The sequence below is a fragment of the Kitasatospora purpeofusca genome (assembly GCF_000718025.1).
Lineage (GTDB): Bacteria > Actinomycetota > Actinomycetes > Streptomycetales > Streptomycetaceae > Kitasatospora > Kitasatospora purpeofusca.
In genome coordinates, this window is sequence record NZ_JODS01000011.1 from 34,145 (window position 1) to 48,813 (window position 14,669).

At 72.8% G+C, this 14,669-nt stretch carries 15 protein-coding genes; 5 read left to right on the top strand and 10 right to left on the bottom strand.

All coding sequences use genetic code 11. The features are described from left to right. Positions 1-194: 194 nt before the first annotated feature. The 3 genes from IF01_RS43985 to IF01_RS0117375 form a co-directional block, all read right to left on the bottom strand. Positions 195-818, bottom strand: coding sequence for a hypothetical protein (locus IF01_RS43985; RefSeq protein ID WP_030394340.1), 624 nt, complete (start codon positions 816-818; stop codon positions 195-197). A gap of 970 nt (positions 819-1,788) precedes the next feature. Next, on the bottom strand, positions 1,789-2,037 hold the full coding sequence (locus IF01_RS0117370; protein WP_375340983.1) for a hypothetical protein: 249 nt from the start codon (positions 2,035-2,037) through the stop codon (positions 1,789-1,791). Between the two features lie 1,261 nt (positions 2,038-3,298). After that, complete coding sequence (locus IF01_RS0117375) at positions 3,299-3,607, bottom strand: hypothetical protein (RefSeq protein ID WP_149030532.1); 309 nt, start codon at positions 3,605-3,607, stop codon at positions 3,299-3,301. Between the two features lie 331 nt (positions 3,608-3,938). On the opposite strand from IF01_RS0117375, the gene IF01_RS0117380 reads away from it, so the two are divergent. Continuing rightward, complete coding sequence (locus IF01_RS0117380; protein ID WP_233290358.1) at positions 3,939-4,355, top strand: hypothetical protein; 417 nt, start codon at positions 3,939-3,941, stop codon at positions 4,353-4,355. Between the two features lie 241 nt (positions 4,356-4,596). Here the strand turns inward: IF01_RS0117380 and IF01_RS0117385 are convergent, their stop codons facing one another. Continuing rightward, the gene (locus IF01_RS0117385) at positions 4,597-5,619 is read right to left on the bottom strand and encodes an RICIN domain-containing protein (RefSeq protein WP_030394344.1); all 1,023 of its coding nucleotides are present in this window, start codon (positions 5,617-5,619) and stop codon (positions 4,597-4,599) included. An 871-nt stretch (positions 5,620-6,490) separates the two neighbouring features. On the opposite strand from IF01_RS0117385, the gene IF01_RS48315 reads away from it, so the two are divergent. Together IF01_RS48315 and IF01_RS0117395 are read left to right on the top strand one after the other, a co-directional pair. Continuing rightward, complete coding sequence (locus IF01_RS48315) at positions 6,491-6,688, top strand: hypothetical protein (RefSeq protein WP_157855257.1); 198 nt, start codon at positions 6,491-6,493, stop codon at positions 6,686-6,688. Between the two features lie 34 nt (positions 6,689-6,722). Beyond that, positions 6,723-8,300, top strand: a complete 1,578-nt coding sequence (locus IF01_RS0117395) for a PP2C family protein-serine/threonine phosphatase (protein ID WP_233290359.1) — start codon at positions 6,723-6,725, stop codon at positions 8,298-8,300. Between the two features lie 162 nt (positions 8,301-8,462). Here the strand turns inward: IF01_RS0117395 and IF01_RS0117400 are convergent, their stop codons facing one another. The 6 genes from IF01_RS0117400 to IF01_RS0117425 all read right to left on the bottom strand — a co-directional run bounded on the left by IF01_RS0117400 (position 8,463) and on the right by IF01_RS0117425 (position 11,928). Continuing rightward, positions 8,463-8,882, bottom strand: coding sequence for a hypothetical protein (locus IF01_RS0117400; RefSeq protein WP_233290360.1), 420 nt, complete (start codon positions 8,880-8,882; stop codon positions 8,463-8,465). 115 nt (positions 8,883-8,997) lie between these two features. After that, positions 8,998-10,041 carry a TerD family protein gene (locus IF01_RS0117405; protein ID WP_030394348.1) on the bottom strand — a complete coding sequence of 348 codons (1,044 nt, stop codon included), beginning with the start codon at positions 10,039-10,041 and terminating at the stop codon, positions 8,998-9,000. Between the two features lie 121 nt (positions 10,042-10,162). Beyond that, complete coding sequence (locus tag IF01_RS0117410; protein WP_030394349.1) at positions 10,163-10,564, bottom strand: DUF2267 domain-containing protein; 402 nt, start codon at positions 10,562-10,564, stop codon at positions 10,163-10,165. A 60-nt stretch (positions 10,565-10,624) separates the two neighbouring features. Beyond that, complete coding sequence (locus tag IF01_RS0117415) at positions 10,625-11,029, bottom strand: DUF2267 domain-containing protein (RefSeq protein ID WP_030394350.1); 405 nt, start codon at positions 11,027-11,029, stop codon at positions 10,625-10,627. Positions 11,030-11,073: 44 nt separating this feature from the next. Next, positions 11,074-11,370 (bottom strand): STAS domain-containing protein, encoded by a 297-nt coding sequence (locus IF01_RS0117420; protein ID WP_030394351.1) that lies wholly within the window; start codon positions 11,368-11,370, stop codon positions 11,074-11,076. A 123-nt stretch (positions 11,371-11,493) separates the two neighbouring features. After that, positions 11,494-11,928, bottom strand: a complete 435-nt coding sequence (locus IF01_RS0117425; protein WP_030394352.1) for an Hsp20/alpha crystallin family protein — start codon at positions 11,926-11,928, stop codon at positions 11,494-11,496. Positions 11,929-12,037: 109 nt separating this feature from the next. Here IF01_RS0117425 and IF01_RS0117430 point away from each other — a divergent pair, with 109 nt between their 5' ends. Together IF01_RS0117430 and IF01_RS0117435 are read left to right on the top strand one after the other, a co-directional pair. Beyond that, positions 12,038-12,724: a hypothetical protein gene (locus IF01_RS0117430; RefSeq protein ID WP_030394353.1), complete on the top strand. Its 687-nt coding sequence runs from the start codon at positions 12,038-12,040 to the stop codon at positions 12,722-12,724. A gap of 191 nt (positions 12,725-12,915) precedes the next feature. Continuing rightward, positions 12,916-13,146 carry a hypothetical protein gene (locus IF01_RS0117435; protein WP_030394354.1) on the top strand — a complete coding sequence of 77 codons (231 nt, stop codon included), beginning with the start codon at positions 12,916-12,918 and terminating at the stop codon, positions 13,144-13,146. Positions 13,147-14,669 lie beyond the last annotated feature (1,523 nt).

Here is a 14,669-nt window from a genome sequence, read left to right on the forward strand (position 1 = left end):
TGTCCGGCGCGTCGGCGGCCTCGGTTCTGGGCAGCAGGCCGGCGAGGCGGTAGGCGTGCCAGTGGGCGTCGGCGCTCAGGCGTCAGAGTGGACAGACCCGCCGTCGGCGTGCGCGGTGGCGGGGGTGCCGGCATGGAGAAGGGCAGGTGCCGCGGGTCGCTGCCCTCCGAGGTGACGACCCGCGGCACGTTCGGTCACCCCTCTACGGGGTGGTCACTTCGCCTCGTTCCAGGCGGAGGCGGCCGGTGTGCTGCTGTTGGCGGCGAACACGGATTCGTCGAGGTCGATGTCGGCGTAGAAGACGCCCAGGTCGTAGCCGTCGCCCTGGGTGTTGACGGTGACGGTGATGGGGGGCTGTTGGGCAGTTCGGGCTGGAAGCCGTCCCAGAGGTGGACGTGGCGCAGCGGTGCGCAGGGGTCCTCGTAGGCGATGGCGATGGACCAGCCGCCCCAGCTGTGGGGCTTGACCACGGAGTCCATGTTCGCGCCGGTGTAGGTGCCGGTGCCGTGGCTGCGGACGAGGTCGGTGATGTCGGCGGAGGCCTGGTAGCTGCTCTCCTCGTCGGTGGTGATGTAGCCGATGGACGGCTGCTGGTTGGCGATGTTGGTGTAGTCGCCGTCGCCGGGGAACTTGAGGTAGATCTCGTCGATGCGGTCCTCGGGCAGGACGGTGTCGCCGATGCCGCGGGTTCCGCCCCAGTAGAGGCGGGCGTACTTGACGGTCGCGCCCGGGGGGAGGTTGAGGTCGGCGGAGCTGGCGGAGTAGATCGGGTCGCCGAGCGGGCCGATGGAGCCGGGGTCGATGTTGACGTACTTCATCTGTGCCGCGCGAGTGGGCGCTGGGCGCGGCGAGCGCGCAGGTAGCCGAGGCGACGGCGACCGCGACGGCGAGCGTGCGGCGGGCAGAGGGGGTGGTACGGGGATGTGGCAACGGGTCCTCCGGTGCGAGGCGCTTGCGGGAATGGCCTCCACAGGAGCACGATCCGGACCGTTGATCGGCCGATTCCCCCGAACGAGGGCGCGCCCGGCACCGCGAGGCCGCCCCCAGAAAGGCCTGTGTGTGATCGAACAACGCCACGCCGCCGTCCACTGCGCCAGGGCCGAAGCGGTGACCGTGGACCGCACCAGGACAGGCAGGCCGCTGGCTGCGGACCGGCGGTCCGCAGCCGGCGGCCGCCCGGTGCGCAGCGCGGCTCGGCGCCACACTGGCCGGCCGGCACCCTTTTCTACCGCGACCACGTGTTGGTCGACGCCGTCCCCGAGCAGTTCGACCGCCGCGCCGCCATCGCGCCCCTGGTCAGGGACGAGCCGTCGCTCGGCCCGACATCGCCTTCGGCATCGCCGCCACCACCGCGGTCGAGGACCGGTTCGGCAACCACCTGCTCCGCTGCCAGCGCGACGACCGGAGCTCTCTGCTCACACCTCTGCCGGATTTCCCGCAACCGAAAGGCGGTGCGTGATGTCAGTGATCAAAGCCGACCGGACCTGGCGACGCACACCTGAACGACACCGGCAGGCCCCGGCGCGCCCGCCGGCCGGTCCCCTTGCCCCGTACGGTGCTGAACGAGCTCGGCCGCGAACCGCCCGCCTTGGTCGCGAGGAGGGAAGCCGCCACCGAAGGCGGCCGGGCCAGTGGCGCGGGCGGCGCCAGGGCCGCCCGCCGACAGCACGGCACGAGGACGCCAGGGCGCGTCCGTCCGGTGGCGGCCGACCGCAGGTGCGCCATCACCGGAGCGGCCCCGCCCCTCCTGCCCGGGCCCGGGAACGAGCACTCCGGCGCTCCCCCGGATCAGTGCCCGCGACGCAGCCACCTGGCCGCGAGGTGACCCAGGAACAGGTAGACCACGGCGGGAATACCGTAGTTGAGCAGGGTCCGCAGCCATCCCTGGGAAGGCGTGAACAGGTCGCGGGCCCATGCGGACAACCAGTCGGCCGCACCACGGACCCACCGCGCCAGATCGTTGGAAGGATTCGCGTCCAGCAGGTACAGGACGATCCACAGGCCCAGGACGCCCGCGACGACGTCGGCGAGGACCATGACCGCGCGGGCCGTACCCGCCCCTCGATATCTGCCATTCATGACCGACGTGTAGCCGCAATCACGCGACCAAAACCGAAAAACCACCAACCATGTACCACCACAACGAAGTTGCCCGAAGCGCATCGAAGGGCCCGCGACAGGGTCCGCAACGAGCCACCACAGCGGGCCCACCGCGCCAGCCATCCCCGGGCAGGGCGCCCCCACGGGAGCGACCAGCAACGGGCCCGACGCCCCAGGACGATCCGCACGCCCAACCGGCCGGAGCCCGCGGCAGAACCGGCCGCTTCCGAACAGTGCACCCAACGACCGCCCCGCTTCCTCCCCCAGCAGACCGGACCCTTCCCGACCCGGCACAGGACGGCCCCGCAGCCTGCGGCCGCGGCAAGACCGAGACCCGCCAGGCCGACGGCGGTACTCCGTGCACGGAAACCGGCGCTCGCTCGGCCGGCGGCCGGCGCGAGGAGCAGGCGGCCTGTGCCGACGACCTCGGCGAACGCGCCGTGCGCGAGGCCGCCGTGCACCAGCAGCCCGGCCGGCAGGACCGGCACCCGCAGGACCCTCGCCGACCGCGTACCGCCACCGGAACGTCAGGGCCTTCCCACCCACCGTGCCGTCGGCCCACAGGAAGATCTACGGCACGCCCCTCGGCGGGCAGGCCTCATGACGCCCGATCAGCCGCAAAATTTCCTGCCCTCCGGACCCAGGAACAGCACCACCCGTGCCGGGAAACCCCTCCCCCGCAGCACCGACACCCCCGCGCCCGCGCCCACACAACGTCAAACACCGACCCGACCGGCCCCGCAGAGGCCGCGCTCCCCGCGAAGACAGCTCCACCGCCCGGTGACACCGGCCCGGCACCGCACCCGCCGACCGCCACCTCACCCACCGCGCAACCGCTGCCCCGCCGCCCCGCCCCTCCAAAGAGCCGGCAAGAACCGCGCACCCGGACAGCAACCCTCACCCTTGCCCAGCCGACTACGTACCACCATCGACAACCGGACCACAGCGCGCCGGGTGGACAGGATCCGCCCGAGCCATGAAGCCCTGCCCGCCACCGCACGAAACAGCCCCCGCCCGGGTCGGGCGGGGGCTGCGACGAGCGGTCCCGGCATCAACCGTCCCGGGTTCGCGCGGGGTCCGCGCCCGGTGCGGGCCGAGGCCGATCACGCCCTGCGGGGCCATCGACGGGCAACGGCCCGTCACCGATCACCGTCCCCCGATCATCGCCCACCACCGGCGATCGGTGCGACCAGAGGTGTCAGAGGAACTCGATGGACACGGACTCCACGTTGCCCCAGCCGCAGTAGGCGTTGGTGCGGGTCGCACCGGTCACCACGCTGCTCGTCCCGGACCCACCGAGGGTGCAGTAGACACGGACACGCCACTTGTAGGAACCGCTGGTGGTGCACTGCCCCCACCCGTTGGTGAGATTCTTGCCCGCCTTGCACGAGGGCCCCAGAGCGGAGGGCACCGCGTCGCGGGCGACGGCCTGGGCGGGCACCGCCACACCCCCCAGCGCCAGCACCGCTCCCATTCCCAGTCCCGCCACCGCTGCACGCAAACGCATGGTCACTCCTTCGGTTCGTCGGAAGCTCGAACAGGACGCCAGCCTGGACGAACGACCCCACCGCGGACAATGCCCGTCGCTGTCCGGGACACCGCTTGCAGTGTCCGGGCCGGTCAGGGCCCTGTCCGGCCGTGTCCGGGACCCGCTCGGACCCCGCACCGGACCCGGGCACCGCTCGGCGCCCTTCGTCACAACGAACCGCCAGCCGATCACAACCCGCTCCCCGCAACACCCGCGGCCCCCGCAGACCCCAACAGTGCCGGGCCCACCGATCCGGACACGCCCGATCCGGAAGGACCCGACGGCCCGGTACGGGAAGATGCACACACTGATGAGCACGGCGTTCACTCAGCGTGCCGCCCAGCGGTCAGCGGATCGGACCGAGGAGAGGCGACGGTCAGCGGCGACCGCCCAGACGCGCCGGGCCGAGCAGGTACAGGCGATCCAGGAATTCCTCGCCTGCGCCCAGCGCGCCGAGCCGGCCGCCTACTCTCGCCCGCAACCGTGGGGTGCCGACGAGGACGGCTGGATGTCCGGGGCGCAAGCCCTGATGACCACGCTCTGGACGGCTGATCGCGGAATCGCCCTGCTGTGCGACCCGGACCTGGAGGGCCCGGCCCGCGCATACGCACGCGCACTCAACCAGGCGGTCTGGCGGGAGATCGGTGACGTCGAGGTCAACGAGCACCTGGAAGAGCACAAGAACGCCTTCATGACCGCCGCCCGGGCAAGTCTGGCCCGCATCTGACCGACCACCCCGGACCGCTGGTATCCACTGAAGCCCAACAACTCCAACGGCGACGAGTAGACCGCCTCAGCCTTCACCGCAGGTTCCTTGCGGATTAAGCGCCCACCGGGATCGGTGACCTCCTCGTGGCGCCGGGCGCGTGCGACGCCGGGTACGGGCGGCCCCGGGCCCAGTCGGCCGACGCGGCCGACGCGGGCGACGCGGCCGACAGCGACCGGAGTCCGCTCCCGCCGTGGAGCGGTCAACCGGCGGTGTCCACCAGGAACGTCTGACCGGCTGCCCCCGTGCACCGCTGCTGGGCGATCTCGGCACCCTCCACGTGATCGTCACCGCCGTTGGCCCCCAGACACATACCATTGATCACCACACGGATCCGGAATCCCTGCGCCGGGGAGCGGCCGACAGGTTCGAAGAAGAAATGCTGGCTGGTGCGGTCAGCCGAACAACTCTCCCAGGGCCAGGGCTCGAACAGACCCTCGACGACGTGTCCGCTACCGAGCGCCGTGAGACAGCCGTTGCCGTGGACGGGATGGCTCCACTGGATGAAGAAGGAACCGGCACGGCCCACGGGCACCAGCGACACGTCCGGCGGCGCGGCACCGGCGCAGTCACGCTGGACGGCGATCTCGCTGCGGTAGCGACCCTCACGGTCATGGCCCTCACTCACACACAACCGCGGATCGACAGCCGACCGGATACGGGTAAGACCCGGCAACGGAACGAGGACCGAGGAGGCACCGGCCCCACCCCCCAACGAGTCCGCCCCGCCACCCCGCCCCCCGGGCACCAACACCCACACCACCACACCCGCCACCAGCAGAACAACGCCCACGCCAGCCACAATGACCCCCCAGCCCGCACGGACACCGCCCCGAACGCCACGGCCCGCGGCAGCCCGTCCGACGGGCGGTTCCCCCAACCCGTCGGACGGCAGAACACCGCTCGCGGAAGCCGACTCGCCGACGGTGGCGGGCGAAGAAGGCGGCTCGGCGCGCGCCAGCCTGTTCCTCGCCTCCACCCAGTCAGCGGCGGCCGCACCCCGTCCACAGGCACGTACGAAAGCACGGACCGTTTCCGGGCGCGGGAGCGAGTCCCGCCGCAGCATGTCCGCCACAGTGCTGCGCGCCAGCACGTCCCCGCCCTGCCTGGCGTTCGCCTCCAACTGCCGCAACGTCAGCCCGGCCTGTTCCTTGAGTTGCCGCAAGCAGTCGACGAACTCGGCGGCGCTGACGGCCTCATGCGGCAACGGATCGCGTGTTCCCATGCCGCACCATCCTCGTCCCGGGCACGGCCGTCGACAATCCGCGAATGCGCCAATACCCGGCGCCGCGGCGAACGGGCGGCCGTGACCGACCGTGCCAGTCGTGCAACGATCAGCCGTCGATGACCAGCTCGCGCAGGCCCACGATGCTGCCCCCCAGGTAACCAGGCCCCACGCCACCGCTCAGCCTACGGGGAGGTCAACGGGCTTCCACTGCCCCACCGCGGATGGCCACCACGACGCCCCTGGCACCGTTCTTCTCCGGACTGAGGCATGTCTCGGAGACATGTACGAACTACTTCCGCATCCAGCGGCGGGGCCAGGTTCCCGCTGAAGGGCAGCTCTTGAGGAGCTCGCGGCGCGCTGAGGTCAGCGTTCGGAAGCGTCGTCTCCGCGGACCTGAAGGTCCGGCTCTCCGCCTACCTGACCGCCCAGGAGCGACCGGTCGAGAGCGTCCAGGAGTTCGTCCTGCGCCGTCTCGTCGGGGCTCCAGGTTTCGTAGGTGCACCACCAGCAGCTCAGGACCGTTCACCGCTGCGGCCGGCATCCGCTCCGGCAACGCCCATGCCATGGCCAGCCCCAAGCTCTGGTGAGACATCACCGAGTGTGTGGAGAACCACCGACCTTCACGTGGAGCCGTGCTCGCCCCGACCCCCGCCGTCACCAACCTTGGCCACGCTCGTCGTCAGGCCGGACCAATCCGGTCGGGGTGGCCGCTCCGAAGAATTATGCCCGGCAGCGTTCGCCAGGTGTGCCGGGGCAGGAGACGAACCCGCACTTGGGGGTGCAGAACGTGAGTACCGGTCCCGCTACAGCCGATCCCGGGGCCCACCGCCGCCTGACGTTCCCTCAGGGCCAGCGGGCGAAAAGCCGGGTGGGCGTAGCGTTCACGCGCCAAGCCCTTCAGGACTGGTTCCCCGAGCTGCCGCCTCCGGCGGAGGCGGACGTGGTGATGGTGGTGGCGGAACTGCTGGGCAACGCCACGTGCCACGCGGGAGGCCCGCTCGCCCTGGACTTGGGCGCCGCCGCGGACGACTCGGTACTTCGCATCATGGACGCCGGGTCCGGGTGAACTCGGGGAGCAGCCGCCGTGACATGCTCGGAGCATGATGGACCACAGGCCCGCCGCGGCCCAGCTCGACCACTGCCCTCCACCCGGGGAAGACCCGGAGGCGGGGCTGGTCCGGGAGGTACTGGCGGCCCTGCCCGGCTCGGTGCTCTTCCTGCGGCCCCGGCACGCCCCACACGGACCGGTGGTGGACTTCCTGCTGGAGGCCGCCTCCCCCCGGGCGGTCGACATCGCCGGGCGCCGAGGCCCGGAACTGCTCGGGCTGAGCGTTGTCGCCGCCTATCCGGGCATCGGGACCACCGACCTGTGGCGCGCCTACCTCGACGTGCTGGCCGGCGCGGACTCCTACGAGGGGGAGGTCGACTACGAGGAGAACACGGCCGGCATCCCGCACCGCTCCCGCTACCAGGTCCGCGTGGCGCGGTGCCTGGGCGGGCTGGTCGTCTCCTTCACCCGGCTGGACATCAGCGAGCGCGAGCAGCACCGTCTGGCGCTGATGCAGAGTCTGGGCCGGATGGGGTGGGTGGACCGCGATCTGGTGAGGGGCCGCATCGTCTGGTCCGAAGAGGTGTACGCGATCTTCGGCCGGGACCCCGCTCGAGGCCCCGTGCCGCTGGAGGAGCTCGCCACCCACGCCGAGGGTGACGATCGTCCGGTGATGGAGCAGGCGGTGCGGGGCCTGCTGAAGGCCGGTGAGCCGGTGGACCGGACCTTCCGCATCCGCGTGCCCGGTCAGCAGGTGCGCCATGTGCGCATCATCGCCGAGACGGAGAACGATGCGGCGGGCCGGCCCGTCCGAGTCCATGGACTCTTCCAGGACCTCAGCGCGGCCAAGGCGGCCGAGCGACAGATCCTTCACCAGAAGCGCAGTGCCCTCGTCCAGCAAGGCCAGCTGGCGGCCGAGCGCGACCTCGCGGCCCGCCTCCAGGAGACCCTGCTCCCAGCCCCGCAGCAGGAGCTGACCCTGGCCGGGCTGGCTGTCGACGTCGCCTACCTTCCCGTCCAGGAGGGGCTCAGGCTCGGCGGGGACTGGTACAGCGCCGTCGAACTGCCCAACGGCAACGCCCTCCTCGTGGTCGGCGACGTCGCCGGCCACGGCCTCGACTCGGTGGCCACCATGGCCCAACTGCGCTTCACCGCCAAGGGCATGGCCATCACAGGCACCCCACTGCCCGAGATCCTCGCCAACCTCAACACCCTGCTCCTGCACACCTCCGGTCAGCACCTCCACACCGCCACCATGATCATGGCCGTCTACGAGCCCGCCACCGCCCGCCTGACCTGGGTCCGCGCCGGACACCCCCCGCCGCTGCTGGTGCGCGACGGCCGAGCCCGCGCCCTGCCCACCCCTCCGGGCATGCTGCTGGGCGCCGTCCACACCCCCCGCTTCGAGGCGGCCACCGTCGACCTGCTCCCCGGCGACCACCTGCTGCTCTACACCGATGGTCTGATCGAGCGGCCCGGGGAGTCCATCGACCGGGGCATGAAGCGCCTCGCCGCCACCGTCGAAGCCACCGACCTCGCGGCACCCCGGGCCCTGGACGGCCTGGTCCCCGCCTTGGTCACGCCCCAGGAACGCCGCGACGACATCTGCGTCCTGCACCTGGCCCGGTGACCGATCCCGCGCGTCAGGGGGTGGGTTCCGGTGCCGCGGTCTTGAAGACGGTGCCGGTCCCACTGGTCTGCGGCAGTCGCGGGACCTGTTCACCGGGCGCCACCAAGCGCAGGTCGACACCGGTGTTCCCTCGCCGGGCACAGCCGCCTGCCGGACCACCTGTTACCGGCTCCCGGCCTCGGCCTCCCCAGCTCGGGCGGCGGCCGCCGCCCCCAGCAGCAGCCAGCCGTCGACCTCCACTGCTCGTCGCTCCCCCGGTCGCCACCCGCGGGCCAGCGCCACGTCGAGCAGAGCCCGGACGGCACCTGGTTCGTGCAGGTTCAGCTCTGCCCCTGCCCTCTGGGCGAAGCCCACGTCCCCGGAGCCGAACGGCGCCCCGCCCGGGATGTACCGGCCGGGCCCGTCGGCAAAGACGATTCTCAGCGGGCCGCCGGCGCCGGCCGTCTGCGGGGACAGGGTGAGGACCTGGCGGCAGTCCACGGACCGGCCGTCATCGTCCCTTCGGTGGCTGTGGCGCATCGTCCACACGTACACGTCCTCGTCGGTGACCAGTCGGCGAGGCTTCTTCGAATGGCGAGGCACGCATCCGAGGGTACGCGGCGGCCTGTACCGCACGACACTCCTGGTGGTGGTCACCGGTCGTTGATGGCGGTCCGCACGCGGGTGTCGGTGCGCGGGGTGCCCTCGGCCCGCGCGTCTACTGCGGGGCAAGCGACGCGACCAGCTCGGAGGCGGCCAGCAGCCGGACCGTGCCCGCGTCCAGGGCCGCCCGGTGCAGCGCGTACGCCTGGGCCCCGGCGGGCAGGGCGAGGTCGCCGCGCGGCAAGAACGCCAGCTGCGCGCCCGTCAGGTCCACGGGGCCGGTGTCCGGGTCGGTGTCCGGGGTGCCGATCCTGGCGGCGAACGCGGGGATGTCCTCGCCCGCGCGGCGCCGGTAGCCGTCGGCGGTGCCGTCGAGGTGGCGCACCGCCACGGTGCGGCTACGGGCGGCGGCATGCCAGAGGGCAACCTCGCCCAGGCCCACGCGGGCGCCGGAGGCGAAGTGGTCGGTCAGGTGCCGGCCGAGCGCGGCCAGGGCGTCGGTGTGCCGGTGGACGGCGTGGTGGGTGCCGCTCCCGCCCTGGACGACGTCGAGCCAGCGCAGGGTCCGGCCTGCGACGTCCAGGACCATGGGGATGCTGGCCTTGGCCGGGCTGGTCAGGTCGTAGCGCTGCTCGACCTGGCGCGGGTCGAAGACGGGGCCGGTGGTGCCGGGCTCGTCGCGGACCATGTCGCCGGCGAACGCGTCCGCGAGCCGGTCGAAGGGCACGTTGTTGTAGCTGAGGACGACGGCGACGACGTAGCGCACGCCGGCGGCGGCCAGCCGGTCCAGGTCGAGGTCGGCGATCTCGCTCGCGCCGTCCGGGGCCGGGGCGCCGGTCAGGTCCCCGGAGTGGACCGCCGCTTCCTCGGCGAAGCGCAGGCGGGTGTAGTGGCAGGTGCCGATGTGGTTCCAGTCGGCTTCGAACATCGCCGCGGCCAGGTCCAGGTCGGTCCGACCCGAGATGTCCGACTCCGTCCAGTGGACGAACAGGCGCAGCGTACCGTGGCCCAGCCGACTGCGTCCGCCGACGGCCCCGTCCCGCGAGGCCGGCGGCGCAGTGGTGGTGGAGAACGGCGAGCCGAGGCGCTCGGCGGGCAGGAGACGCTCCGCGCGCGGTTCGTCGAGCGCGCCGTGCGGGTGCGAGAACGGCTGGGACAACGGACGCCGCGGACCGGAGTGACCACTTCTGGCTGACAGTCCGTCACTGGCCCCGAAGCCCTGGCCCGCCCGGGCCGGGCGGCGCGGAGCGCTCCCGCGCCGGCGGGTCGGGCCCGCTGTTTCAGGCCGCTGCGGCCAACAGGTCGGCGCGGCCGAACAGCAGGGCGTAGCCGCGGGGCAGGTGGGTGAGGAGGCGGTCGGTGAGGTGGTCGCCGGTGTGGGTGGTGAGGGCGGTCAGGACGGAGGAGGCGTCCCAGCGGGCGGCGGTGAGGCTGGTGTTCAGGGTGTGGGCGAGGGTTTCGACGAAGGCGGGGGCGGTGACGGGCGTGGGGAGGGGGATCTGGGCGGCGAGGACGGCGCGGGCCCGTTCGGGCAGGGCTGCGGCGAGGTCGCAGCGTTCGTCGCCGGTGAGCTGGGATCCGAGGACGGCCAGGACGGCGTCGAGGGCGCGTTCGGCTTCCTCGTCGGTGGGGTAGCGACCGAGGTTGCGGACCTGCTGGAGGAGGTGGCGGTAGGGGGTCATGACCGTGGAGCCTTCCAGGAGCCGGCCGATGGGTGGGCCGGCGGCGTGCGGGGGGCGGGGTCAGGGGCGCGTCCCTGCGGTCGGGCGGCCGAACAGCAGGTCGTAGCCGGGCGGCAGCTGGAGCAGGACCTGGTCCATGAGGTCGTCGCCGGCGGCGTCGGCCACTGTGGACAGGACGGCGCCGACGTCCCACAGGGCCGTGGCGTCGGTGGCGCCCTCGATCCAGGCCGCGGTCGCGCGCACGAACCGCTCGGCATTGAGGGGCGCGGCGGCCTGCAGCGGGTTGAGCAGGATCAGGGACATGGTCTCGGGCAGTCGGGCGGCCAGTTCCGCCCGCACGTCGCCGACCAGGTGGGCGCCGAGCAGGGCGAGAACCACCCGGGCGGCCCGCTCGGCCTCGTGCAGGCTGTCGTACTCACCGCGCTCCCGGACCTCTTCCAGGAACGCCTCCCATCGAAGCGTCATCGCAGTTCTCCCTCCGTTCCGAGGCCCGGTGCGCCCGGGTGATCTCAGGGCTCGACAGCCAGGCGCCGGTGCAGACCGGTCAGCTCGAGCAGCCGCACTACGCAGCGGCCGGCCCCGTGCAGGACCAGGCGGGCGCCGCACCGGTCGGCCCGGCCCTGGGCCCGGACCAGGGCGTCCAGGCCCGCGCAGTCCATGAACGTCACCTCCGACAGGTCCAGGACCACCTCCCGGTGCGACTCGAGGGCGGTGGCCAGAGCACGGTGCAGCGAGGGTGCGGCGTCGAGGTCGATCTCGCCGTGGGCTCGCACGATGAAGGGCTGGTTGCTGTTCTGGCCGTTCATGGCGTTTGCGCGTCGCTGCGGGTAGGCCGGTCCACGTGGGCCGGACCGGCGGTCGAGGGGTGTTCCGGCCGCCTCATTCGATCGGGGGGGATCGGGGGCGGCCGGGACGCATCGGGGAACGGGTCAGGCCTGGATCTGCTTGCGGCTTCCGCGGTGGCTGATCTCGATCTTGCGCGGCTTGGCCTTCTCGGCGACCGGGATCTTCAGGGTCAGCACGCCGGCGTCGTAGTCGGCGGTGATTCCGGCGGGGTCGAGGGTGTCGGAGAGCATCACCTGGCGGGAGAACACGCCGAGAGGGCGCTCGGACAGCTCCCACTTGATGCCCTCGCCCTCCTGGCGCGGGCGGCGCTCGGCCTTGACGGTCACCATGTTCCGCTCGACGTCGATGTCGATCGCCTCCGGGTCCACCCCCGGCAGGTCGAAGCAGATCACGTACTCGTCGCCGGCCCGGTAGGCGTCCAACGGCATCGGTGTCGGACGCGACCAGGTGCCGGACGTGCTGAGGAACTGCTGGGTCAGCCGGTCCAGTTCGCGGAACGGGTCAGTGCGCAGCAGCATTGCGAAACACCTCCATGGATCGAGTGGGAGCCAGTGCGCTTCACCTGACTCCTTTCTAGCGCGTCATCCATCCGATGACAAGATGGAGTGTCGCCTGTAGAGTGACTGCATGAGCGAGAAGTCCCGCAGAGCCGCCCCCGACGCCTCCCCGCCGGTCGAGCCCGTCTCCTTCCTGACGGCCGCGGCGGCACTGGCCGCCATCGATGACGCCGTCCGCACCGCCCAGAACCCCGTGTCCCGGCCCCCGGCCGCCTCCGACACGCGGGAAGGCCCCGATCAGGCCCTGGCCGCACTCGTCCTGCTGCGCGAGTTGCGCGGCCGCCTCGCCGGCTGGGAAGCCGGCCTGGTGGAGACCGCCCGGGAGGCCGGCGCCACCTGGGCCGACCTCGCCCACCCCATGGGCGTCGCCAGCCGCCAGGCCGCCGAGAACCGCTACCTGCGCCTCAAGCCCGCCGCCGCCGCTTCGCCGTCCGGTACCGGCGCCGAACGGGTCAAGGCCGTCCGCGACCGGCGGGCCGCCGACCGATCGGTCACCGTCTGGGCCCGCGAGAACGCCGCCGAACTGCGGGTCCTCGCCGCCCGGATCACCACGGCCGCACTCGCTCCCGGCGCCCGTCCCGCCCAGGCCGCCCTGACGACCGCCCTCGCCGCCACCGACCCCGCCGACCTCATCGAGCCCCTCACCGCCGTCCGCCCCCACCTCGGCACCGGCCACGACGACCTCGCCGCCCGCCTCGACACCCTCACCCACCACACCACCCAGCTCCGCGACGACAGCGACCGACGCCGCGCCTGACCCCGCCGCCGAAAGTCGCCGGCAGGACCTCCGCGAATTCCAGTACACCTACGTCAGCCAGGACGGACAGCCGCCCCTCCGCGTCCTGCTCGCCCCCGAGCCGTGAGTGCATCACCCTTCCCGAGGTCGCCGACCCCGCCGCCAGCGAGCCCGCGTACTCCCCGCGCAACCGCACCGCGACACAGGCCACGGTGTTCACGGAGCCCGGGTGCGACGGCGACTTCTTCACCCTGCGCCCGCTCACGGGCCGCGGCAGCGCGAGCCGGTTCGCGATGGCAGAAGCCGTCCTGGTGCTGGCCACCGTCGCCCAGCGATTCCGCTTCGAAGCCGTCACGCCAGGAGTCCCACCACACGCCGCGCTGTCCCTGCGACCCGCCCGACCGATCCGGGCCACCGTGTGCGAACGCACCCGGGCCACCTGACACCGCCCCAGGCCACTCACCGCACCGCAGACCCCGGCCCCCACCAGGACGGGACAGCTCTGGCAACCGGGGTCCGGTTGCCCAGCCGCAAACCGCCCTGTCACAGAACACGCCGATACGGTCACTCCTCACCTTCCCCAGGTGCCCTGCTCGGGACGCCGGTCCTCGCCGACCGCGAGCGCCGTCCTCACGTGGATCTGCGTCGGCCCCGACTCCCGGGCGAACATGTGGCTGGACCACGCGGCGCTGCCGGAGGCGGCCGCCGGCGAACTCGTCACCGTCCTCGCCCGCGCCGGCCTCCACGAACGCGCGATCACCTGCTGGCCGAACTCGCCCTCCTCGGGGTCCGCCGCGCATCCGACACCGCCACGTCCTGGACCTCACCGCCCGGGCCGCCGACGCAGGCCTCGACCTGCCGATGGCGGACGCGCTCTGCGCGGCCGCCGCACACCGCCTCGAAGCCCCGCTGGTCGCCGCCGGCCTGTTGTCCGCCGAGACGCCGTAACCAGGCCCGGGCCCACCGGATTCACCCACCCGCGCGGAGCCGGGCCCCTGTGAGGGTTACCGGCGGGGTGCTCGCGGACGGCGTCGGGGGCGGACATGTCGGACCTGCCAGTGCGTGAGGCCGGCCGGTGGGTGGTGAAGGACAGGTGTCGACACGCAGCGTGCACGAATGTGTCGGGCGGAGACCGCGGACGCCTTCGCGGGAGTGTCCGATCCGGCAGGGACCGCCGCGAGGCGCAGCGTCGTGAGCGACGGGTTGGCGGCGGCCCGCGCCCTCAGCTGCCGGGCGAGCCCGGCATAGGTGCCTTGTCCCGATCGGCTCGATGCGTCTTCTCGTTCCGGCCGGGGCACCCCGGGTGGAGGAGCCGGCCGGCGCTCACCGAGAGGGCGGATGTGTCGACGGGAGCCGAAGAGCGGGAGGGGCCGGGACGGGCCGAACCCGGGGTGGGGGTCGGACGGGGCCGGTCGGGGCGGCACGGCGAGGGGTGGGCCGGATGGCCTGCGGCCGCTGGGCAGGATCCCGAAGGGCGCGTGGACGACCGGGAGCCCCTTCGCGGCCCACCACTCCCCGACGGTGAGGGGCCGCGGACGGGGAGCGGGGAACTCGACGGGCTCGGGCACACGGGCACGGTGGTAGTACCTCGGCGGCTTCTTATCCTGTTCCGCGGGCCGCGGCACCGGTGGAGGAGGGGCGTTCCTGCGCCGGCGGTAGGCGGCCTGCCGGCAGGAGGAGCTGCAGTACAGCCGGGGGTGTCCCACCGCCTTCTGGACGAACGGCGGCGCCGTGCACCCCGCCAGCGCGCACCGGTGGACAGGAACGACGTCCTTGACGGCCCGCCACACCTCTGGTGAGAACCTGGGGCCGGCGCCGTGCAACTCCGTCCTCAGCAGGGGCGCCAGCTCACTGGACCGCAGCCGCTCCAGCAGGTGGCTGATCAGCGTCGTGAGCCGGTCCACCGACAGCCCGTGGCGCCGGGCCAACTGCTCGGGGGGCGCCTGGCCGAGGTAGTGCAGGAGGA

What these genes read in the sequence shown, in the direction of transcription:
- IF01_RS43985 (WP_030394340.1), bottom strand. Translation starts at nt 818, where the DNA reads ATGAAGTACGTCAACATCGACCCCGGCTCCATCGGCCCGCTCGGCGAC.
- IF01_RS0117370 (WP_375340983.1), bottom strand. Translation starts at nt 2,037, where the DNA reads ATGGTCCTCGCCGACGTCGTCGCGGGCGTCCTGGGCCTGTGGATCGTC.
- IF01_RS0117375 (WP_149030532.1), bottom strand. Translation starts at nt 3,607, where the DNA reads ATGCGTTTGCGTGCAGCGGTGGCGGGACTGGGAATGGGAGCGGTGCTG.
- IF01_RS0117380 (WP_233290358.1), top strand. Translation starts at nt 3,939, where the DNA reads ATGAGCACGGCGTTCACTCAGCGTGCCGCCCAGCGGTCAGCGGATCGG.
- IF01_RS0117385 (WP_030394344.1), bottom strand. Translation starts at nt 5,619, where the DNA reads ATGGGAACACGCGATCCGTTGCCGCATGAGGCCGTCAGCGCCGCCGAG.
- IF01_RS0117395 (WP_233290359.1), top strand. Translation starts at nt 6,723, where the DNA reads ATGATGGACCACAGGCCCGCCGCGGCCCAGCTCGACCACTGCCCTCCA.
- IF01_RS0117410 (WP_030394349.1), bottom strand. Translation starts at nt 10,564, where the DNA reads ATGACCCCCTACCGCCACCTCCTCCAGCAGGTCCGCAACCTCGGTCGC.
- IF01_RS0117415 (WP_030394350.1), bottom strand. Translation starts at nt 11,029, where the DNA reads ATGACGCTTCGATGGGAGGCGTTCCTGGAAGAGGTCCGGGAGCGCGGT.
- IF01_RS0117420 (WP_030394351.1), bottom strand. Translation starts at nt 11,370, where the DNA reads ATGAACGGCCAGAACAGCAACCAGCCCTTCATCGTGCGAGCCCACGGC.
- IF01_RS0117425 (WP_030394352.1), bottom strand. Translation starts at nt 11,928, where the DNA reads ATGCTGCTGCGCACTGACCCGTTCCGCGAACTGGACCGGCTGACCCAG.
- IF01_RS0117430 (WP_030394353.1), top strand. Translation starts at nt 12,038, where the DNA reads ATGAGCGAGAAGTCCCGCAGAGCCGCCCCCGACGCCTCCCCGCCGGTC.